This is a genomic window from Klebsiella oxytoca (assembly GCF_009707385.1).
In the GTDB taxonomy this organism is placed as follows: domain Bacteria; phylum Pseudomonadota; class Gammaproteobacteria; order Enterobacterales; family Enterobacteriaceae; genus Klebsiella; species Klebsiella oxytoca_C.
This window is the reverse complement of the sequence record NZ_CP046115.1, coordinates 3,734,291-3,759,263: the sequence shown is the minus strand read 5'-3', so window position 1 is coordinate 3,759,263 and position 24,973 is coordinate 3,734,291. Positions and strand designations below refer to the sequence as shown.

Below are 24,973 nucleotides of genomic sequence, written 5' to 3'. Positions count from 1 at the left end.
CGTGCCGCACAGCGCTGATGTGCGGCCCAATTTTGAGGATATTACGATGAGCAACACCTTGCTTGAGAGCGTGGTGAAGAAAAACCGCGCCCGTTTGATCCCCTTTATGCTGGCGCTATATGTGCTGGCGTTTCTTGACCGCTCGAATATCGGCTTCGCCAAAGAGACCTATCAGCTGGACACCGGCCTCAGCAATGAAGCTTATGCGCTGGGGGCAGGGATTTTCTTTGTGGTGTACGCCTTTCTCGGGGTGCCCGCCAACCTGCTGATGCGCAAATTCGGCGCAAGAAAATGGATCGGCTGTACTACGCTGCTGTGGGGCTTGCTGTCCGCGGCGATGGCGTGGGCGGATACCGAAGCGAAGTTTCTGCTGGTGCGCACTCTGCTCGGCGCTGCCGAAGCGGGCTTTTTCCCCGGGATGATCTACCTGACCTCCCAGTGGTTCCCGCAGCAGAACCGCGCCAGCATTATGGGGCTGTTTTATATGGGCGCGCCGCTGGCGCTGACCCTGGGGTCGCCGTTATCCGGCGCGCTGCTGGAAATGCACGGTTTTATGGGGCATCCCGGCTGGTTCTGGATGTTTATCATTGAAGGTCTGCTGGCCGTCGGCGCGGGATTCTTCACCTTCTTCTGGCTCGACGATACCCCGCAAAACGCGCGTTTCCTTAGCGCTGCTGAAAAACAGGCGTTGATCGACGAACTGGCCAGCGAAGAGCAGAAAAAAGTCACTTCGCGGCTGTCCGATGCGCTGCGCAACGGCCGCGTCTGGCAGCTGGCCATTATCTATCTGACTATTCAGGTGGCAGTTTACGGCCTGATTTTCTTCCTGCCGACCCAGGTCGCCGCGCTGCTCGGCACCAAAGTAGGGTTTGTGGCATCGGTTGTCACCGCTATTCCGTGGGTGGCGGCGCTGTTCGGTACCTGGCTGATTCCACGCTACTCTGACCGCACCGGCGAGCGGCGTAATATTGCGGCATTCACCCTGCTGGCGGCGGCAATCGGCATTGCCGTCTCCGGCCTGGTATCGCCGGTACTGGCCATTATCGCACTGTGCGTGGCGGCGGTTGGGGTGATTGCCGTCCAGCCGGTGTTCTGGACCATGCCGACGCAGCTGTTGTCCGGCACGGCGCTGGCGGCGGGTATCGGCTTCGTCAACCTGTTTGGCGCGATTGGCGGTTTCCTGGCACCCATTATCCGGGTTCAGGCTGAAACTATTTTCGCTAACGATTCTGCCGGATTATTGACCCTCGCCTGCGTGGCGATTGTTGGGGTGGTTATTATTTTTTCACTGCGCGTGAGCCGCACGGTGCCGCAGGCTGATAGCGTACAGCATTAATGTAAGGGAGAACTATGAACGCAATTTTATCGAACCCATTTAAAGCGGGATTATTGCAAGGGGAAGCGCAAATTGGCCTGTGGCTGAGCTCAACCTCTTCTTATATGGCTGAGATTGCCGCCACTTCAGGCTACGACTGGCTGCTGATTGACGGCGAACATGCGCCCAATACTATTCAGGACCTTTATCATCAACTGCAGGCCATCGCGCCCTACGCCAGCCAGCCGGTGATTCGCCCGGTGGAGGGCAATCGCAGCCTGATTAAACAGGTGCTGGATATCGGCGCCAGAACGCTGCTGATCCCGATGGTCGATACCGCCGAACAGGCGCGGGAGATTGTCTCGGCTACCCGCTATCCGCCGTCAGGTACCCGCGGCGTCGGCGCCGGGGTAGCCCGCGCCGCGCGCTGGGGACGGGTAGAGAACTATATGGCGCGGGCCAACGATGAGCTGTGCCTGCTGATTCAGGTGGAGAGCAAAACGGCCCTTGATAATCTGGACGCGATCCTCGAAGTGGAGGGGATTGACGGCGTATTTATCGGTCCGGCTGATTTATCCGCGTCGCTGGGCTATCCGGACAATGCCGGTCACCCGGAGGTTCAGCGCGTTATTGAACAGAGTATTCGCCGCATTCGCGCGGCGGGCAAAGCTGCCGGTTTCCTTGCCGTTGACCCGGAAATGGCGCATAAAGCGCTGGCGTGGGGGGCGAATTTTGTCGCCGTTGGCGTCGATACCAACCTCTATACCAGCGCGCTGGATAAACGACTGGCGATGTTCAAGCCGGTCGCCGAACAGGCGCAGGGAAAGGGGAGCTACTAGCCCCCCGGTGTTGGCGTGGGCGTCAGGCCAGCGCCTGCGCCAGTACAGAGATGGGATGTTCACAACGTTTGCTGGTGGACATCTCAATCTGCCATTTGCAGGTTTCACAATCGGTCACCACCAGGTCAGCGTCGCTCTCCTCAATTTGCCGGAACAGCGGCGCGCCAATGGCCTGTGATGAATCGTAGTTCTCCGACTTAAACCCAGAGGTTCCGGCAATTCCGCAGCATTGCGAGTCGAGCACCTCCAGCTGCAGTCCGGGGATCAGGCGTAATAGTTCAAGGGTATACAGCGACCAGCCCATTTTCTCCATATGGCAGGGCGTGTGGTAAACCACCTTCAGCGGCAGCGCTTTTAGCGCCAGCGGCCGGCCGGAATCCAGCTGACGCCAGAGCCAGCGGGTCGCCAGCTCAACGCGATCGCGGATATCATGATTATCAATATCCAGCACGTGAGGATATTCATCGCGCAGCGTAAAAGTACAGGTCGATGACGTCGCGATAATCGGCAGATTATTTTCCCGCATCGCGCTGACGTTGCTGAACGCCTGCTTACGCGCTTTTGCAAAAAAGCCGTTAGCGATCAGCGGTACGCCGCAGCATTTCTCTTTGCTCAATAGCTGCATGCCGATACCCATCGTGTTCAGCACCCGGATAAGGTCCTTGCCCAACTGCGGGTTGTTGTAGTTCACATAGCAACCGTGAAAGAACGCTACCTGCTCGGCATACTGCGCCTGCTGCGCAGCCAGCTGACGATAAGCGCGGCGGAAGGTCCCAAAACCATATTTGGGCAACGTGCGGCGGTGATCGATTTTGAGCGCGGCATCAAGCACCCGGCGTACCGGCATCAGTCCGGTAGCGGCGTTCACCAGCGGAGCAAACGGTGTGGAAAGGGTGCCCATCAGGTCGGTATGGCTGAGGATCGCATCGCGCAGCGTGGGCTTTTGTCGGCTGTACTCAATGCGCGCCCGCTGGATAATATCGCCAATTTTAACGTCCGACGGGCAGGCGACTTCGCAGCGTTTGCAGTTAATGCAGTATTTTAACGCCTCATCGTAGAGCGCTCCGTCCTTCAGGCGCAGGCGCTCGCCGTCCGGTCCGGCCTGTTTTGGCCCCGGGTAGCGCGGGTTGACCCGGCTGACCGGGCAGGCGGTGGTGCAAACGGTGCATTTAATGCAGTGCTCAAAGCGCGTATCGTTCATAACTCCCCTCCGGCAAGCTCACCGATCAGCCTTGCAGCATGCAGCGCCGTGACCACGCAAACGCCGCCCCCACATCCCAGGGTGATGGCATCAAAACCGCCGAGTATTGAACCAACGGCGAACAGATTCTCCAGCGTCTGTCCCTGAATCTGCGGGCGCAGGGCCGCATCGGTTTTCAGGCCGAAACGCTGCCAGGGCTGTGAGGCAAAAAAGTCTTGCTGATACCAGCTCTCGCGCGGCAGCGCCTGCTGCAGATCGAGGCCCAGTATTGGCTCACGTACGCCGTTTCTTTCGGCAATCAGCCCATTGCTGAAAAAGCTGCCGCTGGCCAGTACCGTAAAGCGCGGGCGCAGCGGGATATCGCCGTGGTTGCGCGTCCAGATGGCGTTAACAACCCCGTTGTGGTGGCTGATATTGATGGCTTCATCCCCGGCAAGCCAGGTGCCGCCGCCGCGAATAAAGCGCCGTTGAAGCTGGGCGTGCAGGCGCATTCCCGGCACCGACGGCGGCAGCGTAGGCAGCAGGCGCAGCGGGCAGGGCAGACGCTGCTGCAGCCACTGATACAGACGATCGTCAGCGAGGCCGAAGCAGGCGGGCATAATGATTAAATTATACTGCTGCGCCAGCGGGCGCAGCGCCGCCAGCAGAGCAGGCCAGTGGGCTTCATCATCCAGTCGGCGGGCGATATTGGCGGCGCGAAATTCGGATGGGCTATCGCGCAGAACATCAAGCAGCGGTAAATCAATCTCATGGGCTTCAGCGGTAACGCCGTTCTGCTGCAGAGAGGCGGCCGCAAGATGCGGCTGGAAGTCACCGAACCCGCTGATGCCGACCACGCCGACGCCGCCTGCTGGCAGCGGCGCAGTGGCTATTTCCTGCGGAGAAAGCCAGGCCGAACGGAAGGTGCCTAGCGGCGTCACGCGCAGATGTGGCTGGCTGGCATCGCCCTGCATGGCGATACCGCAGTCGGCAAACAGGGTCTGAGCCTGGCCTGCGTAAGCCATCACCCGTTCCGCGCCAAGTCTGGCATAAGGGTGCTCGGGAAGCTGGCGGGCCAGCTGGCTGATACCGTGAGCAACATCGGTAACGGTTTCGCCATTCGGCAGCGTGGAGAGTAAATCCAGCGAGGCGGAAGAGAAATGCAGGGCGCTTTGACCGCGGCTGATAATGACGCTGCGCAGGCCGCGCTGGTTGAGCGCCAGCCCGCAGAGCAGACCGGCAAGCCCGCCGCCGATAATGGCGCAATCAAACTTCATCCTGATGCTCCTTTTGTAATCCGCACAGGCCGAGATAGACCCAGCGGGTGAACTCGCTTTCGCGCAGCGCGTCTCCCCAGGCCACCGGCTGTACGCCTTTCCAGCGCTCGTTCAGAAATTCGGATAACTGGGTGAGGGAGCGTGCGGAGGTTGTGACGTTGAAACGCGCGAGCAGCCCGGCGGCGCGACAGGCGCACAGCTCGCCCTGACAGGTGCCCATGCCGACGCGGGTACGGCGGCGTAAATCGAGCAGATCTTTCACCGCCAGATTTTCAACCGCGTACTGAACCTCGCCTGCGGTAACCGCCTCGCATTCGCAGACCAGACTGCGGTGCTGGCGGCTATCGCCAAGCCAGGCGGGAGTGCGGTCGCCGTGGCGATAAATAGCTGATCCGCGCAGCGGGGCGGGTAAAGAGATAATTTTGCGTAGCGTGGTTTCCGCTGGCTCCTGCGAGCCGGGCAGCGGCGTGTCGGCGGTTGTACAGGAGACGGTGTTGCCGAGCTTACGGCATACCGCATCCGTGGCCCATTCCGCCATCAGTCGATAGGTCATCAGCTTACCGCCGGTAATCGTTATGAAGCCTTCCATGCCGTCGCGCCGTTCATGGTCGAGCAGCACAATGCCGCGGCTGACGCTACGTCCGCTGGGATCGTCATCGCTGGCGACCAGCGGACGTATGCCGGAGTAGGCGCGCAGTACTCGCGTCCGTCCCATAATCGGCGCCAGCTTTTCCCCTTCGCGCAGTAACGTATCGACTTCCTCGGTCGTCACCCGGTTATCATCAATTTCGTCATAGGGGATATGCATGGAGGTGGTGCCAATCAGCGAAATGGTATCGCCCGGCACCAGGATATCGGCGTCAGCCGGTTTGCGGCAGCGGTTGATGACCTGGCGATTAATTCGGTGGTCGAGGATCAGCAGCGATCCCTTAGCCGGAAACATAGAAATGCGCAGGTCGGCATACTCTGCGATCCGCTGGCCCCAGATCCCGGCGGCGTTAACCACCACGCTGGCGCGTAGCGTTTGCGTCCGGCGCTGGGCATGATGGTATACATGTACGCCGCTGATGGTAGCACCGCTGCGCAGCAGGCCGGTAACTTCGTAACCGGTGAGGATGACGGCGCCATGCTCGCGGGCATCGAGCATATTTGCGGCGGTAAGGCGGAAAGGATCGACCGTGCCGTCGGGGACTTTTACCGCGCCGAGCAGAGCCGGGTTCACCGTAGGCTCGATGCGCAGCGCTTCCGCGGTGGTCAGAGGCTCGGCGTCAATACCCGCCTGCTGGCACGCGGTAATAAAGGTCTGCTGATACGCCAGATCGTCTTCCGGTAGGGTGATAAAGAGTCCGTTGGTGGGTTCAATGCAGTGGCGGGCGATGCGGCGTAAGATGCGGTTTTCGCTAATGCACTCCCGCGCTGATTCGCTATCGGTTACCGCATAGCGCGCGCCGCTATGCAGCAGACCATGGTTGCGACCGGTCGCGCCGGTGGCGATATCATAGCGTTCAACCAGCGCTGCCTTCAGTCCGCGCAGCGCGCAGTCGCGGGCAATTCCGGCACCGGTTGCGCCGCCGCCAATAATAATGACGTCATATTCACAACTATCGGCCATCTCCCTGTCCTCTGTTTCGTTTTTTACCATTTAGCCATATCAATGGCTTTTAATGTTTGATTTCGAGCATATTTGCGCGCAATTCGAACATTTGTTGTGACTTTGTGCGCATATTAGAAAGTGCTGTCATATTCCTGTAACAAACTGTGCTACATTTCACAGTATTAGACTTACGCTTTGCCTAACATCGCGACCAAATCAGAAGTTAGTGAATAAATTACGTTTTTTTGCGTCGATGTCAGAAAAACTGCAATGGCCACGGAGGCTGATATGTTGAGTATATTCAAACCCGCCGCGCATAAAGCGCGTTTGCCAACGGCGGAAATCGATCCGTTGTATCGTCGATTACGCTGGCAAATTTTTATCGGTATTTTCTTCGGATATGCCGCTTACTATCTGGTTCGTAAGAACTTTGCTTTAGCGATGCCTTATCTTATCGAGCAGGGTTTCTCCCGTGGCGACCTCGGTTTTGCGCTTTCCGGCATCTCTATTGCCTACGGTTTCTCGAAATTCATCATGGGTTCGGTTTCTGACCGCTCGAATCCGCGCATTTTTTTACCAGCAGGTTTGATTCTTGCGGCATTGGTGATGCTGGTGATGGGCTTCGTGCCGTGGGCTACTTCCAGCATCATGATAATGTTCGTGCTGCTGTTCCTCTGCGGATGGTTCCAGGGGATGGGGTGGCCGCCGTGCGGCCGTACGATGGTGCACTGGTGGTCGCAGAAAGAGCGCGGCGGAATCGTCTCGGTGTGGAACTGCGCGCATAACGTCGGCGGCGGTATTCCGCCGCTGCTGTTCCTGCTGGGAATGGCGTGGTTGACTGGCACGCGGCGCTGTACATGCCGGCTTTCGGCGCGATCCTGCTGGCGATTTTCGCCTTCGCGATGATGCGTGATACCCCGCAGTCCTGCGGTCTGCCGCCGATTGAAGAGTATAAAAACGATTATCCTGATGACTACAGCGAGAAGCACGAAGAAGAGCTGACCGCGAAGCAGATCTTCATGCAGTATATCCTGCCAAACAAGCTGCTGTGGTATATCGCAGTCGCTAACGTGTTTGTGTATCTGCTGCGCTACGGCATCCTCGACTGGTCGCCGACTTACCTGAAAGAGGTTAAGCATTTCGCGCTGGATAAATCCTCCTGGGCTTACTTCCTCTATGAGTATGCGGGGATCCCCGGCACGCTGCTGTGCGGCTGGATGTCGGATAAAGTGTTTAAGGGCAACCGCGGCGCGACCGGCGTCTTCTTTATGACCCTGGTGACCATCGCTACCATCGTTTACTGGCTCAATCCGCCGGGTAATCCGGGTGTGGATATGGCCTGTATGATTGTCATTGGCTTCCTGATCTACGGTCCGGTGATGCTGATTGGTCTGCATGCGCTGGAGCTGGCGCCGAAAAAAGCCGCCGGTACCGCCGCAGGCTTCACCGGTCTGTTCGGCTATCTCGGCGGTTCCGTGGCCGCGAGCGCTATTGTCGGCTATACCGTCGATTTCTTCGGCTGGGACGGCGGCTTTATGGTGATGATTGGCGGCAGCGTGCTGGCGGTGGTGCTATTGATTATCGTGATGCTGGGTGAACGACGTCACCATCAACAGATCAAACAGTCCTGAGGAGCGGTGATGAAAAGCAAATTAACCGCTCTGATGAGCGGCATGCTCCTGGCCGCCACGGCGCTCTCTTTTAGCGCCGTGGCGGGGGAGAAAATCGTCATCGCCCATCGTGGCGCCAGCGGCTATCTTCCGGAGCATACCTTGCCGGCGAAAGCGATGGCCTACGCTCAGGGGGCCGATTACCTCGAGCAGGACCTGGTGATGACTAAAGACGATCGGCTGGTGGTCCTGCATGACCACTATCTGGATCGGGTGACCGACGTGGCCCAGCGTTTCCCACAGCGGGCGCGTAAAGATGGCCGTTTTTACGCCATCGACTTTACCCTCGCCGAGATTAAGTCGCTGAAGTTTACCGAAGGTTTTGAGCCGAAAGATGGCAAGAACGTGCAAACCTATCCCGGGCGTTTCCCGATGGGCAAATCCGACTTCCGCATTCATACCTTTGAAGAGGAAATTGAGTTCGTGCAGGGGCTGAACCATTCGACGGGGAAAAACATCGGTATCTATCCGGAAATCAAAGCGCCGTGGTTTCACCATCAGGAAGGTAAAGATATTGCTGCCAGCACGCTGAAAGTGCTGAAGGAATATGGCTACACCAGCAAGCAGGATAAGGTCTATCTGCAGTGTTTTGACGCCAACGAGCTCAAACGAATCAAGAATGAGCTGGCGCCAAAGATGGGCATGGATCTCAATCTGGTGCAGCTCATCGCCTATACCGACTGGAATGAAACGCAGCAGAAACAGGCTGACGGAAAATGGGTGAACTACAGCTATGACTGGATGTTCAAGCCGGGAGCGATGGCGCAGATTGCGCAGTACGCTGACGGCATTGGTCCGGACTATCACATGCTGGTGGCGGAAGGCTCGAAGCCGGGGGATGTGAAGCTGACGGCAATGGTGAAAGAAGCGCACGCCAGCGGCATGCAGGTTCATCCGTATACGGTCCGGGCGGATCTGCTCCCGGAGTACGCCATCGACGTTAATCAGCTCTACGATCTGCTGTATGACCAGACGGACGTTGACGGCTTGTTTACCGATTTCCCGGATAAAGCGGTGCAGTTTCTGAAGGATAAGCGCTAAAAAGCCGGGTGGCGGCTTCGCCTTACCCGGCCTGTGAACGGCAGTTTTGTCGGTCGGGTAAGGGTAGTGCCGCCCGACAAAACTTACATCTCGATCTCAATATCGCCTTTCGCCCGACAGCAGCAGGGCAAAATCTCTCCCGGCTGGACAAACGCCAGCGGCTCGGTTAGCCAGTCAACCTGCCCGGAAACCAGCCGTATACGACAGGAGCCGCAGTAGCCTTCCCGGCACTGATACTCCACGTCGATATTATGCGATTCCAGGGCTGCCAGCAGGGAGGGGTGTTCATCCTGACACTCAAGACGAGTGTCAGAAATCCGCAGAAAAATGCTTTTCATCAGAGCTGGAAGTTGCTCAGATCGTCAGCGTCGACTTCGGAGTCGATCTGTCCGACCAGGTAAGAACTGACTTCTACTTCCTGTGGCGCAACCTGCACGTTATCAGACACCAGCCAGGTGTTGATCCACGGGATCGGGTTGGAGCGAGTCTGGAACGGCAGATCGAGACCTACCGCCTGCATGCGGATGTTAGTGATGTACTCAACGTACTGGCAGAGAATATCTTTGTTCAGGCCGATCATCGAGCCGTCACGGAACAGATAATCCGCCCACTCTTTTTCCTGCTGCGCCGCCAGCACAAACAGGTCGTAGCACTCCTGTTTACACTCTTCGGCGATTTCCGCCATTTCCGGATCGTCAACGCCGGAGCGCAGCAGGTTCAGCATGTGCTGAGTGCCGGTCAGGTGCAACGCTTCGTCACGGGCGATCAGGCGGATAATTTTAGCGTTACCTTCCATCAGCTTGCGCTCGGCAAAGGCGAAAGAGCAGGCGAAGCTAACGTAAAAACGAATAGCTTCCAGCGCGTTTACGCTCATCAGGCACAGGTAGAGTTTCTTCTTCAGCTCGCGCAGGTTCACGGTAATCGTTTTACCGTTCACGCTGTGTGTGCCTTCGCCCAGCAGATGCCAGTAGCTGGTCAGCTCAATCAATTCATCGTAGTAGCTGGAAATGCCTTCCGCGCGTTTCTGAATCTGCTCGTTGGTGACGATATCGTCAAATACCATCGCCGGATCGTTAACGATATTGCGGATGATATGGGTATAGGAGCGCGAGTGGATAGTCTCGGAAAACGCCCAGGTTTCCACCCAGGTTTCCAGCTCCGGAATCGAAATCAGCGGCAGCAGGGCAACATTCGGGCTGCGGCCCTGGATCGAATCCAGCAGCGTCTGATATTTCAGATTGCTGATAAAAATGTGTTTTTCGTGTTCCGGCAGCGCTTGGTAGTCGATACGGTCGCGAGAAACGTCAACTTCTTCCGGACGCCAGAAGAAGGAGAGCTGTTTTTCAATCAGCTTTTCGAAGATGTCATATTTTTGCTGATCGTAGCGGGCGACGTTCACCGGCTGGCCAAAGAACATAGGCTCGAGCAGCTGATCGTTTTTCGTCTGTGAAAAAGTGGTATATGCCATTGAAGTGAGTCCTGTTGAGATTGTATCGCCCGGCGGCGTTTCGTTTGCCGGGCCTACAAAACCGTAGGCCGGGTAAGCGTTGCGCCACCCGGCAAAAATAACTTAGATCTTACATGCGCCGCTTTCGCAGCCGTCGTCCTGAATAGACGGCGCCAGGTCATCCTGGGAATCCTCTGCGCCATCACGGGTGTTGTGATAGTACAGCGTTTTTACGCCGAACTTATAGGCATTGAGCAAGTCTTTGAGCAGCTGCTGCATCGGCACTTTTCCGGAAGGGAAACGCGTCGGGTCGTAGTTGGTATTGGCGGAAATCGACTGATCGATGAACTTCTGCATAATACCGACCAGCTGTAAATAGCCGTCGTTGTTCGGCATTTCCCACAGCAGCTCGTAGCCGTTCTGCAGTTTTTCGTAATCCGGCACCACCTGGCGCAGGATCCCGTCTTTCGACGCTTTGATACTGACGTGGCCGCGCGGCGGCTCAATGCCGTTGGTGGCGTTGGAAATCTGCGAAGAGGTCTCGGACGGCATCAGCGCGGAGAGGGTTGAGTTGCGCAGGCCGTGCGTTTTGATCGATTCGCGCAACGCTTCCCAGTCGTAATGCAGGGATTCATTGACGATCGCATCCAGGTCTTTTTTATAAGTATCGATCGGCAGAATGCCTTTGGCATAGGTGGTTTCGTTAAACCACGGGCACGCGCCCTGCTCGATAGCCAGTTCGTTGGAAGCCTTCAGCAGATAGTACTGAATCGCCTCGAACGTTTTGTGCGTCAGATTGTTGGCGCTGCCGTCGGAATAGCGCTTGCCGTGTTTCGCCAGGTAGTAGGCAAAGTTAATCACGCCAATACCCAGGGTACGACGGCCCATGGCGCCGCGTTTGGCTGCCGGGATCGGATAGTCCTGGTAATCCAGCAGGGCATCCAGCGCGCGAACCGCCAGTACCGCCAGCTCTTCCAGCTCATCAAGGCTATCGATCGCGCCAAGGTTGAAAGCGGACAGGGTACACAGGGCGATTTCGCCGTTTTCGTCGTTAACATCTTCCAGCGGCTTGGTCGGCAGTGCGATTTCCAGGCACAGGTTGGATTGACGCACCGGCGCGACAACCGGATCGAACGGGCTGTGGGTGTTGCAGTGGTCAACGTTCTGGATATAGATACGACCAGTGGAGGCGCGCTCCTGCATCATTAACGAGAACAGTTCTACCGCTTTAATACGCTGTTTACGAATGCTGGAATCCTGCTCGTATTGAGTATAAAGACGCTCGAACTCGTCCTGGTCGGCGAAAAACGCATCGTAGAGGCCAGGGACGTCTGACGGGCTGAACAGCGTGATATCGCCGCCTTTCAGCAGACGGGTGTACATCAGCTTGTTAATTTGTACGCCGTAATCCATATGACGAACGCGGTTGGCGTCAGTGCCACGGTTATTTTTCAGCACCAGCAGGCTTTCAACTTCCAGATGCCACATCGGGTAGAAGAGCGTCGCCGCACCGCCGCGAACGCCACCCTGTGAACAGGATTTTACCGCCGTCTGGAAGTGCTTATAGAACGGGATGCAGCCGGTGTGGAAGGCTTCACCGCCGCGGATCGGGCTACCCAGCGCGCGGATGCGGCCGGCGTTAATACCGATACCGGCGCGCTGAGAAACGTATTTAACAATGGCGCTGGAGGTGGCGTTAATAGAATCCAGGCTATCACCGCACTCGATCAGCACGCAGGAGCTGAACTGACGCGTCGGGGTACGTACGCCGGACATAATCGGCGTCGGCAGCGAAATTTTAAAGGTGGACACCGCGTCGTAGAAACGCTTGATGTAGTCCAGGCGCGTTTCGCGCGGATAGTTGGAGAACAGGCATGCGGCAACCAGGATGTAGAGGAACTGGGCGCTTTCGTAGATCTCACCGGTGACGCGGTTTTGAACCAGATATTTTCCTTCCAGCTGCTTAACCGCAGCGTAGGAGAAGGTCATATCGCGATCGTGCTCGATAAACGAATCCATCTGCTTGAACTCTTCTTCCGTGTAGTCTTCCAGCAGATGAGTATCGTATTTGCCGTTTTTCACCATTTTCGAGACGTGATCGAACAGCGCCGGCGGCTCGAACTGACCGTAGGCTTTTTTGCGCAGGTGAAAAATCGCCAGACGGGCGGCCAGATACTGGTAGTCCGGAGCATCGCGCGAAATAAGGTCCGCTGCAGCTTTGATAATGGTTTCGTGAATGTCGGCGGTTTTGATGCCGTCATAGAACTGAATGTGAGAGCGCAGTTCTACCTGGGAGATGGATACGTTATTCAGCCCTTCTGCCGCCCAATCCAGCACGCGGTGGATTTTATCGAGATTGATACGCTCGGTGCTACCGTCGCGCTTTGTCACCAGCAGACTCTGATTCATGTGGATTATACCTGTCCGTGAAAGAAAATATTCCCCACTTATCCACAGATCGTCGTTGTGACTAACTCTGTGGATAAATACTATATGTAGGGGGTTGTCGATAAAAGAAACGCTATATGGTGAGTATTCTAGTAAGGATTCTTTTGAGCACAAGAGTTGATTTTGACGTTAAATTGAGGTTGCGGAAGAGTAATGATCGCGAAATCCACGCCACATAAGGCCTGGAGAAGATGTCAATAAATCAGAAAAAAAAATGAAATTTTGATCGAGTGCTGATTTCTTCATCGCCAGGAATAATCACGCGGCTTGACGCCGCGCAATCATCATATGAAATACAGCTGACGTTATGCGTTTTTCGCCGTTGTATGCAACATATAGTTAACATCAACGCCCGGCGCCAGCTTGAAGGTATTGGTCAACGGATTGTAGTGAAGACCGGTAATATGCTGCTCTTTCAGAATTGTCTCATCAACCCAGCCAATAAGCTCCGCAGGCTTAATGAATTTCTTCACGTCATGGGTGCCTTTTGGCACCATTTTCATGATGTACTCGGCGCCCACTACCGCCATCAGCCAGGCTTTACCGTTACGGTTAATGGTAGAGAAGAAAACCTGGCCGCCCGGTTTAACCAGCCGCGCGCAGGCGTGGACCACCGACTGCGGGTCCGGTACGTGCTCCAGCATTTCCATGCAGGTAACGACATCATACTGCTGAGCATGTTTCGCCGCGTGCTCTTCAACGGTTTCCTGAACATACTCAACCTGAATCCCGCTCTCCAGAGCGTGCAGTTTTGCCACCTGTAGCGGCTCAAACCCCATATCCAGACCGGTTACCGTTGCGCCTTCCCGGGCCATGCTTTCTGCCAGAATGCCGCCACCGCAGCCGACATCGAGCACTTTCTTGCCAAACAGTCCGCCTGAACGCTCCGCAATATAGCCAAGGCGTAGAGGGTTGATACGATGTAACGGCTTGAATTCGCCCTCTAAATCCCACCAGCGCGAGGCGACGGCTTCAAATTTAGCGATTTCATTATGATCAACGTTGTGGGCCACCGACGGTTTTTCGGCATTCATGGGCGCTTTTACTCCTGTTCAGTTCAGACCGGCAAGTATATCAGGCCTCAGGGATGAATAAACCGTCTATCCCTGCCGCCTTTTATCGCGCGAAATTCATTGGGTATAGGTTTACCCGTATCACCGCGGCTGTGTTATAATTTGCGACCTTTGAATCCGGGATACAGTAGAGGGATAGCGGTTAGATGAGCGACCTTGCGAGAGAAATTACACCGGTCAACATTGAGGAAGAGCTGAAGAGCTCATATCTGGATTACGCGATGTCGGTCATTGTTGGCCGTGCGCTGCCGGATGTCCGAGATGGCCTGAAGCCGGTACACCGTCGCGTACTATACGCCATGAACGTATTGGGCAATGACTGGAACAAAGCCTATAAAAAATCTGCCCGTGTCGTTGGTGACGTAATCGGTAAATACCACCCTCATGGTGATACTGCCGTATATGACACCATTGTCCGTATGGCGCAGCCATTCTCCTTGCGTTATATGCTGGTAGATGGCCAGGGTAACTTTGGTTCGGTCGACGGCGATTCCGCCGCAGCGATGCGTTATACGGAAATCCGTATGTCGAAGATCGCTCATGAGCTGATGGCCGACCTGGAAAAAGAGACGGTGGATTTCGTCGATAACTATGACGGCACGGAGAAGATCCCTGACGTTATGCCGACCAAAATCCCGAACCTGCTGGTTAACGGTTCGTCCGGTATCGCGGTGGGTATGGCGACCAACATTCCGCCGCACAACCTCACCGAAGTGATCAACGGCTGCCTGGCCTATGTCGAAAACGAAGACATCAGCATTGAAGGGCTGATGGAACATATTCCTGGCCCGGACTTCCCGACCGCCGCGATCATCAACGGTCGCCGCGGCATTGAAGAGGCCTATCGTACCGGTCGCGGTAAAGTGTACATTCGCGCCCGCGCGGAAGTCGAAGCTGATGCGAAAACCGGTCGCGAAACCATTATCGTGCATGAAATTCCGTATCAGGTGAATAAAGCGCGCCTGATTGAGAAAATCGCTGAACTGGTTAAAGACAAGCGCGTTGAGGGCATCAGCGCGCTGCGCGACGAGTCTGATAAAGACGGTATGCGCATCGTGATTGAAGTGAAGCGCGATGCCGTGGGCGAGGTGGTTCTTAACAACCTTTATTCACAGACTCAGCTCCAGGTCTCCTTCGGTATTAACATGGTTGCCCTGCACCATGGTCAGCCGAAGATCATGAACCTGAAAGAAATTATTGCCGCGTTTGTGCGCCACCGCCGCGAAGTGGTAACCCGGCGTACGATTTTCGAACTGCGCAAAGCCCGCGATCGCGCGCATATCCTTGAAGCGCTGGCGATTGCCCTGGCCAACATCGATCCGATTATCGAACTGATTCGCCGCGCGCCGACCCCGGCGGAAGCGAAAGCAGCATTAATCGCCCGTTCATGGGATCTGGGTAATGTTTCCGCGATGCTGGAACGCGCAGGCGATGACGCCGCCCGTCCGGAATGGCTGGAGCCTGAGTTCGGCGTACGCGACGGTCAGTACTACCTGACCGAACAGCAGGCGCAGGCGATTCTGGATCTGCGTTTGCAGAAGCTGACCGGCCTTGAGCATGAAAAACTGCTCGATGAATACAAAGAGCTGCTGGAACAAATTGCTGAACTGCTGCACATACTGGGCAGCGCCGAGCGTCTGATGGAGGTTATCCGCGAAGAGCTGGAGCTGGTCCGTGAACAGTTCGGCGACGCGCGTCGTACCGAGATCACCGCTAACAGCGCGGATATCAACATCGAAGACCTGATCAACCAGGAAGATGTTGTCGTGACCCTTTCGCACCAGGGTTACGTGAAGTACCAGCCGTTAACCGACTACGAAGCACAGCGTCGTGGCGGTAAAGGTAAATCTGCGGCGCGGATTAAAGAAGAAGACTTTATCGACCGCCTGCTGGTGGCCAACACCCACGACACGATCCTCTGCTTCTCCAGCCGCGGCCGTCTCTACTGGATGAAGGTTTATCAGCTGCCGGAAGCCAGCCGCGGCGCCCGCGGTCGTCCGATCGTCAATCTGTTGCCGCTGGAAGCCAACGAACGTATCACCGCGATTCTGCCGGTACGCGAGTACGAAGAGGGCGTGAACGTCTTTATGGCCACCGCCAGCGGTACGGTGAAGAAAACGGCGCTGACTGAATTCAGCCGTCCGCGTTCTGCCGGTATTATCGCGGTTAACCTCAATGAGGGTGATGAGCTGATTGGCGTCGACCTGACCTCCGGCCAGGACGAAGTCATGCTGTTCTCCGCCGCCGGTAAAGTGGTGCGCTTTAAAGAGGACGCCGTCCGTGCGATGGGCCGTACCGCTACCGGCGTACGCGGTATCAAGCTGGCCGGTGAAGACAAAGTGGTTTCGTTGATCATTCCGCGCGGTGAAGGGGCCATCCTGACCGTCACGCAGAATGGCTACGGTAAACGTACCGCAGCAGAAGAGTATCCGACCAAGTCGCGTGCGACTCAGGGCGTTATCTCTATCAAAGTTACCGAACGTAACGGTTCCGTTGTGGGCGCGGTGCAGGTTGATGACTGCGACCAGATCATGATGATCACCGATGCCGGCACGCTGGTTCGAACTCGCGTATCTGAAGTCAGCATTGTGGGCCGCAACACGCAGGGCGTCATTCTGATCCGCACAGCGGAAGATGAAAACGTGGTCGGGCTGCAGCGCGTTGCTGAGCCGGTTGATGATGAAGAGCTGGATGCTATCGACGGTAGCGTGGCCGAAGGCGATGATGATATCGCTCCGGAAGCCGATACTGATGATGACATCGCCGAAGATGAAGAGTAATTCTCTGCGGTAATTGTTCTGAAAGGGTCGGGATTATCCCCGGCCCTTTTTGTTTTCCCGTTGCGGGAGCGTTGTTTTATCGTTACCTTAACGCCATTCTGTTGAGCCCCTGACGGCCGAGCATCGCCACATTGAAATATCTAGCTTCCTTCCATACCACATTAAAGGTTTCACGCTATCTGTTCAGAGCGCTGGCGGTACTGCTGTGGACGCTCATTGCTTTTGTCTCGGTGTTTTACATCGTCAATGCTCTGCACGATCGTGAGTCGGAAATTCGCCAGGAATTTAACCTCAACGCCGACCAGGCGCAGCGCTATATCCAGCGTACGTCCGATGTAATTAAAGAGCTGAAGTATGTGGCGGGTAACCGGCCGATGGATGGTAGCGAAGGCGGTGATACGCCTGTCCAGCACGGCGATATCGCAACCCCTAATTTTGAACCGCTCTACCCGGATTCCGACTGTTCGCTGATGAGCTCTACCTGGCGTAATTCGCTGCAGTCGCTGGCGTGGTTTATGCGCTACTGGCGGGATAATTTCTCGACGGCCTACGATCTCAATCGTATTTTTTTGATCGGCAGCGACAATCTGTGTATGGCCAACTTCGGCCTGCGTGATATTCCTCTGGAGCGGGACCAGGCGCTAAAAGTTCTGCATCAGCGCATTGAGCAGTATCGCGATGCTCCGCAAAACGAGCGCGGTAACAATCTGTTCTGGATAAGCCAGGGCGTCCGTCCGGGCGTTGGATATTTTTACGCGCTGACGCCAATCTATGTGGCGAATCGCCTGCAGGCGATGCTCGGCGTGGAGCAAACCATTCGTATGGAGAGTTTCTTTACCCCGGGCAGTTTGCCGATGAACGTGACAATCCTTGACGATAACGGCCAGTCGCTGATCTCGCTGGTCGGCTCGAATAATAATCTTAAACCGGACGCGAAGTGGATGCAGGAGCGTCTGTGGTTTGGCTATACCTCCGGCTTTCGCGAGCTGGCGATGAAAAAAAGCCTGCCGCCGTCATCTCTGAGCATCGTTTATTCGGTATCGGTCGATCAGGTTCTGGAACGTATCCGGATGCTGATACTGAATGCGGTGGTGCTCAATATCCTTACCGGGGTGCTCCTTTTTGCTCTTGCCCGGATGTATGAGCGACGGATTTTTATTCCGGCAGAAAATGATGCTCAGCGGCTGGAAGAGCATGAGCAGTTCAACCGAAAAATCGTTGCTTCCGCGCCGGTGGGGATCTGTATTCTGCGGACGCTCGATGGTACCAATATTCTCAGTAACGAGCTGGCGCATAACTATCTCAACATGCTGACGCACGAAGACAGGCAGCGGCTGACGCAGATTATCTGCGGTCAGCAGGTGAACTTTGTCGATGTTCTGACCAGTAACAATACCAACCTGCAAATTAGCTTTGTGCACTCGCGCTATCGTAATGAGAACGTGGCGATATGCGTACTGGTTGATGTCTCGGCGCGCGTCAAAATGGAGGAGTCGCTGCAGGAGATGGCTCAGGCTGCCGAGCAGGCCAGCCAGTCGAAATCAATGTTTCTCGCCACCGTCAGCCACGAACTGCGTACGCCGCTATACGGGATTATCGGTAACCTGGATTTATTGCAGACCAAAGAGCTACCGAAGGGGGTCGATCGTCTGGTGACGGCGATGAACAACTCTTCCAGCCTGCTGCTGAAAATCATTAGCGATATCCTCGATTTCTCAAAAATTGAGTCCGAGCAGCTGAAAATTGAGCCGCGGGAATTTTCGCCGCGTGAGGTGATGAACCATATTTCCGCCAACTATCTGCCGTTGGTGGTACGTAAACAACTTGGTCTCTACTGCTTTATTGAACCTGACGTGCCGCAGCTGATGTCAGGCGACCCGATGCGCCTGCAGCAGGTTATTTCAAACCTGTTAAGTAATGCGATTAAGTTTACCGATACCGGCTGCATTATCCTGCACGTCGAGCGGGCGGATTATTATCTACAAATCAGCGTCCGCGATACCGGGGAAGGGATCCCGGCGAAAGAGGTTGTGCGGCTGTTCGATCCATTCTTCCAGGTTGGTACCGGCGTGCAGCGCAATTTTCAGGGAACCGGGCTCGGGCTGGCGATCTGTGAAAAGCTTATCAGCATGATGGATGGCGATATCGCCATTGAAACCGAACCTGGCATAGGCAGTCGGTTCACCATCCGCATCCCGCTTTATGGCGTACAAAATACGCCACCGCTGATTATTGATGGCCTGGCTGAAAAATGCTGCTGGCTGGCGATTAACAACAGCTCGCTGGCGCTGTTTGTTGAGCAGCTGTTGAAATATCACGGTATTCCGGTTCGTCGTTTAGATGGGCAACAGCCGGGAACGGAAGATATTCTGCTAACCGATAACGAGATGCATGCGGCCTGGAGCGGCGGGGCGGTAGTCATATTCTGTCGTCGGCATATTGGTATTCCGCAAGAACGAGCGCCCGGCGAGTGGCTGCATAGCGTGGCTACGCCGCATGAACTGCTGCCGCTGCTGGGGCGCATTTTCCATATTGCCGTGGCTAACGATGAAAACGGGCCCGCGCTTTCGGCTACGGATGGGCAAACCGCCAGCAATGATGACATGATGATTCTGGTGGTTGACGACCATCCGATTAACCGGCGCTTGCTGGCCGATCAGCTCGGCTCGCTGGGCTATCAGTGCGTGACGGCAAACGACGGGGTCGATGCGCTGAACGTTCTGAGCAAACAGCATATTGATATTGTGCTTAGCGACGTCAACATGCCAAATATGGATGGTTATCGCCTGACCCAGCGTATTCGCCAGTTAGGTCTCACGCTGCCGGTTATTGGGGTCACCGCCAATGCCCTGGCGGAGGAGAAACAGCGCTGTCTGGAGTCCGGGATGGACAGCTGCCTTTCTAAGCCGGTCACTCTGGATATTATCAAGCAGACCCTGGCGGTCTACGCTGTGCGGGTACGTAAGGGAAGGGAGTAAAGCAGCATCCCGGATAGCATGCGCTATCCGGGAAGAAAGACGTTAGTCTTTATCCGTTGAGCTCAGGGAAACGGAAGAGAGGTAGTTCAGCAGGGCGATGTCATTTTCCACGCCGAGCTTCATCATCGCCGATTTTTTCTGGCTACTGATGGTTTTAATACTGCGGTTGAGCTTTTTGGCAATCTCGGTAACCAGGAAACCTTCGGCGAACAGGCGCAGTACTTCACTTTCTTTTGGCGACAAGCGTTTGTCACCGTAGCCGCCGGCGCTGATTTTTTCCAGCAGACGCGAAACGCTTTCCGGAGTGAATTTTTTACCTTTCTGCAGCGCGGCCAGCGCTTTTGGCAGGTCGGTCGGCGCACCCTGTTTCAGAACGATCCCTTCAATATCCAGATCCAGAACCGCGCTCAGGATCGCCGGGTTGTTATTCATCGTCAGGACAATGATAGACAGCTCCGGGAAATGACGTTTGATATATTTGATAAGCGTAATGCCATCACCGTATTTATCGCCTGGCATGGATAAATCGGTAATCAGGACATGTGCGTCCAGTTTTGGCAGATTGTTGATTAATGCAGTGGAGTCTTCAAACTCGCCAACAACGTTCACCCACTCAATTTGCTCAAGTGACTTACGAATACCGAACAGTACGATCGGATGGTCATCGGCAATAATTACGTTCATATTGTTCATGTATTAGGCTACCTTGCTACAGCAAGCTCTTGACGTAGACGTCAATGTCGCTGATATATTTTTCTATGCCTTGCGCATCTTTTTCACGAATCAGATGCTCAAGCGTTTCACATAACTGCTTGCCGGGAACCAGATTTAGCATAGCAAACGCCCCTTTGAGGCGGTGAGCGGTCTGCGCCAGCGCGGCGAAATCGCCCATTGCCAGTTCATTATACAGCCTCTTAACATCATCTGGTACCGTGTCAGCAAACAGCGAGTAATAGCCGCTGGCATGCAGTTCGGCGTTACTTTCATTACCTTGAGAGGAAGGTTGTTCCTCCTCGTCGGCAAGCTGCTGCTCAATCAGCTGCAGAATCGCTTCCTGCATTGCAGCGCTGATATTGAAATTTACCCGGAATTGGCCAGGACCAATCTTATGAACCCGAACTTCATCATCGCTTAAAAGCAAGCCCGAAGCAGTAAGATTAGACGGATTATCCGTTAAAAAGAGATCATATTGTTGACTTGTGATTCTGTCATCCGGCGTGATGCAGGTGGCTCCCCAGCTTTCGAGCTTACGAGTAACAATGCGGCGTACTTCATTGGCGGTCACATCAAGCAATATCACGACTTCATCCAGCAGATGCTCACCGGACTCACTCTCTTCTGCGCTGGCCGCCATTTTTAGATGCAGGGAGTAGCGGGTTCCCAGCGACTCGCGCGCTTTGATGTTTAGCTGCCCGCCTAGCTTACGCGACAGGCGATCGCAGAGCCAGAAGGTGAGGGCATTCGCTTTGCCGTAAAGATCGGACTGCGTATCGTTGAGGAACGGGAAGTGCATATTATCGATTTCGCTGGCGGAAATGCCGTTACCAGTATCGAGGATACGGAAGGTCAGACGATCCTCCTCTGACTCATCTTTACTCACTTCCAGGGTTATCTTGCCAATCGATGTGGTGGTAATTGAATACTGGATGAGCAGTAAAAGCGTGCGGCGCAATGCGTCACGATCGCCATAGCGCTGCTCATTGGCCGGCAGTGAGTTGTTAATCAGCAGCTGAAGACCTTTGCGTTTGATGATGGGCAGAACTTCAGGTACCACTTCATCTATCAAATCCTGAATTGAGAACAGGCCCTGAGCGCTCTTCCAGCTATCATTCTCCAGCATATTTGCCAGCTGTATTTCATCTATCAGCTGCACCAGTTCATCCGCGTGCTGGGCCAGCTTACGGCTTTCGGCAATACCAAGCGCTGCGGCTTCTTCCGCCAGCGTTTGCGCAGGCTGCTTCAGCGCTGTGCCGATGTGCTGCATAAACGCAGTACGCCCCTGCTGATTTTTCTCATACAGGCGCTGGGCCTGCTTAAGCTTCTTATTGACCAGTACCTCACGGTCCTGATCGCGAATAATAAAGATTTGCGTACGTGGTGAAACCTGGCTGCGGAATTGCCGAATTTCATACAGTTCATTATTCACCGTCGCCTGAATCACGCCCTGGTGCTGATCGGCCATATTGATGATGTTCTGCAGGTTCAGATGCGGCAGGAGATGATCGGCAATCGGATTGCTAATTACCGTACGGTTAGCCTCCTGATCGTGCACCAGCAGCCCTAGCGGCAGAAGAGAGACGATTTCTTCATGAATAGCACGCTGGGCGCGTAATTCACTATTTGCTGCCGAGGAGAGGGCCGTTCCTGGTACGTCCCTACGACCGCTGTAGTGACGGAAGGTGGTAAAGCCAAATAGCGCCAGCGCCAGCAGCCCAATATTCAGCAACAGAGGCAGTAAAATATTCTGCAAGGACTCGAGAATCAGCTCACTAAAGGGCACCATCCAGACCAGCCGCATCCCGGTGGTATTAATGGTGGTGATGATTTCAATCTGGGGGCCGTTGAAGTTAATGCTGACGATGTCGGCGGCTTCTTTATCCGGATTACTGGCAACGCTCTGCGACGGGTCGGGCTCAAGACGGAAACTCTCCAGCGACATACCTGGGGGGATAAGATCGTTAATGGGGAGATCGAAAGCGACAACCGTTGCCAGATGACCGGGCTGGTTGAAAGTGGTACGTAAAGTAAAGTAGAAGCCGTTTTGCCAGGCAAGGTGGCGAAGGGACGAAAACGTCTCTCTTTCATCTAACGTATTAGCCTGGAGCAGCATCTCTGCCCGTCGTGATTCGACGACGCTGCTGATGGTCGACTCTTTAAAACTGGATGAAAGATCTTTTAATGGCAGCGTTGAAATCAGAATCAAGCTGTTATCAAGGCCGTTGAGGTAATACATCGACCAGGGGATCGTCTCGGCACCCCACAGGATATCAAGATAGTTGGAGATTTTTTGCGTCATTTCCAGCGTTGAGCCGTCATGAGAGCCAAAAATCAGCGCCTCCGTCTTGCGACGGGGTTTTTCCAGATAGTAAACATCCTGCTTTAAACGCGTTTCCTGTAGCCCTGCTTCGGCTGTTGAACTCGAAGAGGTCGCGGCGATGTTGTCATAAATTTGCCAGGTAGCGTAGCGCCAGGCATCGATGCGTTTGTGTAAGTCGTAGCTGATATTGACAACCTGATAGCTTTTATCTTTAAGCCAGGCGTTGACGGCGCTTTGAACCATGACTCCCATCGTCGCCAGCAGGACAATGACCATGAGAATGAAGAAGCGGGTGATATTGCCGGGTATCAGGGAAAATTTTTTCGGGGTCATCGTGTGAGAGTACGACTCATCAGTGTTTGTAAACGGACTGTTGCACCAAGTTAACCGGGGGCAGCGCAGATGCTGCTAACAGTATAAAGGTTAACGACGAAAATCCATACATCTGAATATCATACAAAGACTTTTTAGCCTTGAGATTTATCTTAAACCTGTAAGAGATGCAAAGATGTACGACCAGATTGATTTTGTACAATTATTGACAGATCTAATAAGAGAAATAGCACTAAATAACAAGAAATTGGAGAAATAACCATCAAACGATGGCGTAAATTGTTTGATTAATAGCCGTTATTTTTTTCGTGAAGTAGCATGAAATAATTAAAGATGTGTAAAGAAGGGTAAAAAAAACCGGATGCGAGGCATCCGGTTGAAATAGGGGTAAACAGACATTCAGAACTGAATGACGGTAATAAATAAAGTTAATGATGATAGCGGTATTAATTCTAGTCTCAGAGAAGAGTTTTGTTTTACCATTCAGTGCTATAGAGTAGTAAATGAATAACTCATTGATATAAATGTATAATTTTTATTACTTGATTATTAGTGCTTATTTTATATCGCTTTTGAGGCATATAAAAAGTTCCCTTTTATTTACAATTTGAAACACCTTGTGCGCATTTTGAAACATCTTATGAGTTTTAGTATCATATTCTTGTTGGATTATTCTGCATTTTGCAGCACAATGAAATAGCCGACTGATTAGAAGGGTAATCAGTAAGCAGTGGCAATAATAAAAGGCATATAACAAACAGAGGGTTAATAACATGAAAGTTAAAGTACTGTCCCTCCTGGTACCGGCTCTGCTGGTAGCAGGCGCAGCAAATGCGGCTGAAGTCTATAACAAAGATGGCAACAAATTAGACCTGTACGGTAAAATCGACGGTCTGCACTATTTTTCTGACGACAAAGGTCAAGATGGCGACCAGACCTACATGCGTCTGGGCATCAAAGGCGAAACTCAGATCAACGACCAGCTGACCGGTTACGGCCAGTGGGAATACAACGTTCAGGCTAACAACGTTGAAGGTTCTGATAAGCAGTCCTGGACCCGTCTGGCGTTTGCTGGTCTGAAATTCGGCGACGCGGGTTCTTTCGACTACGGTCGTAACTACGGCGTTGTTTACGACGTAACTTCCTGGACCGACGTTCTGCCGGAATTCGGCGGCGACACCTACGGTTCCGACAACTTCCTACAGTCTCGTGCGAACGGCGTTGCAACCTACCGTAACTCTGACTTCTTCGGTCTGGTTGACGGCCTGAACTTTGCTCTGCAATACCAGGGTAAAAACGGCAGCTCAAGCGGTGAGTACGATGTGACTAATAATGGTCGCGATTTCCAGAAACAAAACGGCGACGGTTTCGGTACCTCTCTGACCTATGATATCTACGACGGTATCAGCGCTGGTTTTGCGTACTCTCACTCTAAACGTACTTATGATCAGAGCAACAGCAGATATAATGATGAGAACAATGTTTCTCGCCGCGTTTTGGGTGAAGGCGACAATGCTGAAACCTACACCGGCGGTCTGAAATATGACGCCAACAATATCTATCTGGCAACTCAGTACACTCAGACCTACAATGCGACTCGTACTGGTAAGATCGGTTTTGCAAATAAAGCGCAGAACTTCGAAGTTGTTGCCCAGTATCAGTTCGACTTTGGCCTGCGTCCGTCCGTGGCTTACCTGCAGTCTAAAGGTAAGGACCTGGGCCGTTATGGCGACGAAGATCTGCTGAAATATGTTGATGTAGGCGCGACCTACTACTTCAACAAAAACATGTCCACCTACGTTGACTACAAAATCAACCTGCTGGACGCAAACAACTTCACTCGCACCGCCGGTATCTCTACCGACGACATCGTTGCTCTGGGCCTGGTTTACCAGTTCTAAGCACGCTGAAGTTTGAAAAAAAGGCGCCGATGGCGCCTTTTTTTATGCCCGGTTTAATCT

General features: G+C 54.1%; 15 protein-coding genes and 1 pseudogene. 7 read left to right on the top strand and 9 right to left on the bottom strand.

What is annotated here, in order from left to right; all coding sequences use genetic code 11:
* Window positions 1-46 precede the first annotated feature (46 nt).
* Both GJ746_RS17415 and yfaU read left to right on the top strand, forming a co-directional pair.
* Window positions 47-1,336 (top strand): MFS transporter, encoded by a 1,290-nt coding sequence (locus GJ746_RS17415; RefSeq protein ID WP_154681329.1) that lies wholly within the window; start codon window positions 47-49, stop codon window positions 1,334-1,336.
* A 14-nt stretch (window positions 1,337-1,350) separates the two neighbouring features.
* Window positions 1,351-2,154 carry a 2-keto-3-deoxy-L-rhamnonate aldolase gene (gene yfaU, locus GJ746_RS17410; RefSeq protein WP_154681328.1) on the top strand — a complete coding sequence of 268 codons (804 nt, stop codon included), beginning with the start codon at window positions 1,351-1,353 and terminating at the stop codon, window positions 2,152-2,154.
* A 22-nt stretch (window positions 2,155-2,176) separates the two neighbouring features.
* Here the strand turns inward: yfaU and glpC are convergent, their stop codons facing one another.
* The 3 genes from glpC to glpA are packed head-to-tail and all read right to left on the bottom strand — an operon-like array spanning window position 2,177 to window position 6,223.
* Window positions 2,177-3,355: an anaerobic glycerol-3-phosphate dehydrogenase subunit GlpC gene (glpC, locus tag GJ746_RS17405; RefSeq protein WP_154681327.1), complete on the bottom strand. Its 1,179-nt coding sequence runs from the start codon at window positions 3,353-3,355 to the stop codon at window positions 2,177-2,179.
* Window positions 3,352-4,611, bottom strand: coding sequence for a glycerol-3-phosphate dehydrogenase subunit GlpB (glpB, locus tag GJ746_RS17400; RefSeq protein WP_154681326.1), 1,260 nt, complete (start codon window positions 4,609-4,611; stop codon window positions 3,352-3,354). The genes glpC and glpB overlap by 4 nt, the downstream gene beginning before the upstream one ends.
* The gene (glpA, locus tag GJ746_RS17395; protein WP_154681325.1) at window positions 4,601-6,223 is read right to left on the bottom strand and encodes an anaerobic glycerol-3-phosphate dehydrogenase subunit A; all 1,623 of its coding nucleotides are present in this window, start codon (window positions 6,221-6,223) and stop codon (window positions 4,601-4,603) included. The genes glpB and glpA overlap by 11 nt, the downstream gene beginning before the upstream one ends.
* Window positions 6,224-6,493: 270 nt before the next feature.
* Here glpA and glpT point away from each other — a divergent pair.
* Window positions 6,494-7,836: pseudogene (gene glpT, locus GJ746_RS17390) on the top strand (glycerol-3-phosphate transporter).
* 9 nt (window positions 7,837-7,845) lie between these two features.
* A complete protein-coding gene (gene glpQ / locus GJ746_RS17385) occupies window positions 7,846-8,916 on the top strand; it encodes a glycerophosphodiester phosphodiesterase (protein ID WP_154681324.1) in 1,071 nt (356 codons plus the stop codon).
* 83 nt (window positions 8,917-8,999) lie between these two features.
* On the opposite strand, the gene yfaE is transcribed toward glpQ, so the two are convergent.
* The 4 genes from yfaE to ubiG form a co-directional block, all read right to left on the bottom strand.
* Window positions 9,000-9,254 carry a class I ribonucleotide reductase maintenance protein YfaE gene (gene yfaE, locus GJ746_RS17380; protein WP_154681323.1) on the bottom strand — a complete coding sequence of 85 codons (255 nt, stop codon included), beginning with the start codon at window positions 9,252-9,254 and terminating at the stop codon, window positions 9,000-9,002.
* Window positions 9,254-10,384: a class Ia ribonucleoside-diphosphate reductase subunit beta gene (nrdB, locus tag GJ746_RS17375; RefSeq protein ID WP_004104001.1), complete on the bottom strand. Its 1,131-nt coding sequence runs from the start codon at window positions 10,382-10,384 to the stop codon at window positions 9,254-9,256. Before nrdB ends, yfaE begins: the two co-directional genes overlap by 1 nt.
* Window positions 10,385-10,486: 102 nt before the next feature.
* A complete protein-coding gene (gene nrdA / locus GJ746_RS17370; RefSeq protein ID WP_154681322.1) occupies window positions 10,487-12,772 on the bottom strand; it encodes a class 1a ribonucleoside-diphosphate reductase subunit alpha in 2,286 nt (761 codons plus the stop codon).
* Between the two features lie 344 nt (window positions 12,773-13,116).
* Window positions 13,117-13,845 (bottom strand): bifunctional 2-polyprenyl-6-hydroxyphenol methylase/3-demethylubiquinol 3-O-methyltransferase UbiG, encoded by a 729-nt coding sequence (gene ubiG, locus GJ746_RS17365; RefSeq protein WP_154681321.1) that lies wholly within the window; start codon window positions 13,843-13,845, stop codon window positions 13,117-13,119.
* 185 nt (window positions 13,846-14,030) lie between these two features.
* Here ubiG and gyrA point away from each other — a divergent pair, with 185 nt between their 5' ends.
* Entirely contained in the window at window positions 14,031-16,664 is a 2,634-nt protein-coding gene (gyrA, locus tag GJ746_RS17360) for a DNA topoisomerase (ATP-hydrolyzing) subunit A (protein ID WP_154681320.1), read from the top strand.
* A 131-nt stretch (window positions 16,665-16,795) separates the two neighbouring features.
* Entirely contained in the window at window positions 16,796-19,642 is a 2,847-nt protein-coding gene (rcsC, locus tag GJ746_RS17355) for a two-component system sensor histidine kinase RcsC (RefSeq protein ID WP_154681319.1), read from the top strand.
* A gap of 42 nt (window positions 19,643-19,684) precedes the next feature.
* On the opposite strand, the gene rcsB is transcribed toward rcsC, so the two are convergent.
* Both rcsB and rcsD read right to left on the bottom strand, forming a co-directional pair.
* A complete protein-coding gene (rcsB, locus tag GJ746_RS17350; RefSeq protein ID WP_154681318.1) occupies window positions 19,685-20,335 on the bottom strand; it encodes a response regulator transcription factor RcsB in 651 nt (216 codons plus the stop codon).
* 16 nt (window positions 20,336-20,351) lie between these two features.
* Window positions 20,352-23,012: a phosphotransferase RcsD gene (gene rcsD, locus GJ746_RS17345; RefSeq protein ID WP_154681317.1), complete on the bottom strand. Its 2,661-nt coding sequence runs from the start codon at window positions 23,010-23,012 to the stop codon at window positions 20,352-20,354.
* A gap of 773 nt (window positions 23,013-23,785) precedes the next feature.
* Between rcsD and GJ746_RS17340 the strand changes: the two genes are divergently transcribed.
* Window positions 23,786-24,913, top strand: coding sequence for a porin OmpC (locus tag GJ746_RS17340; protein ID WP_154681316.1), 1,128 nt, complete (start codon window positions 23,786-23,788; stop codon window positions 24,911-24,913).
* Window positions 24,914-24,973: the final 60 nt, after the last annotated feature.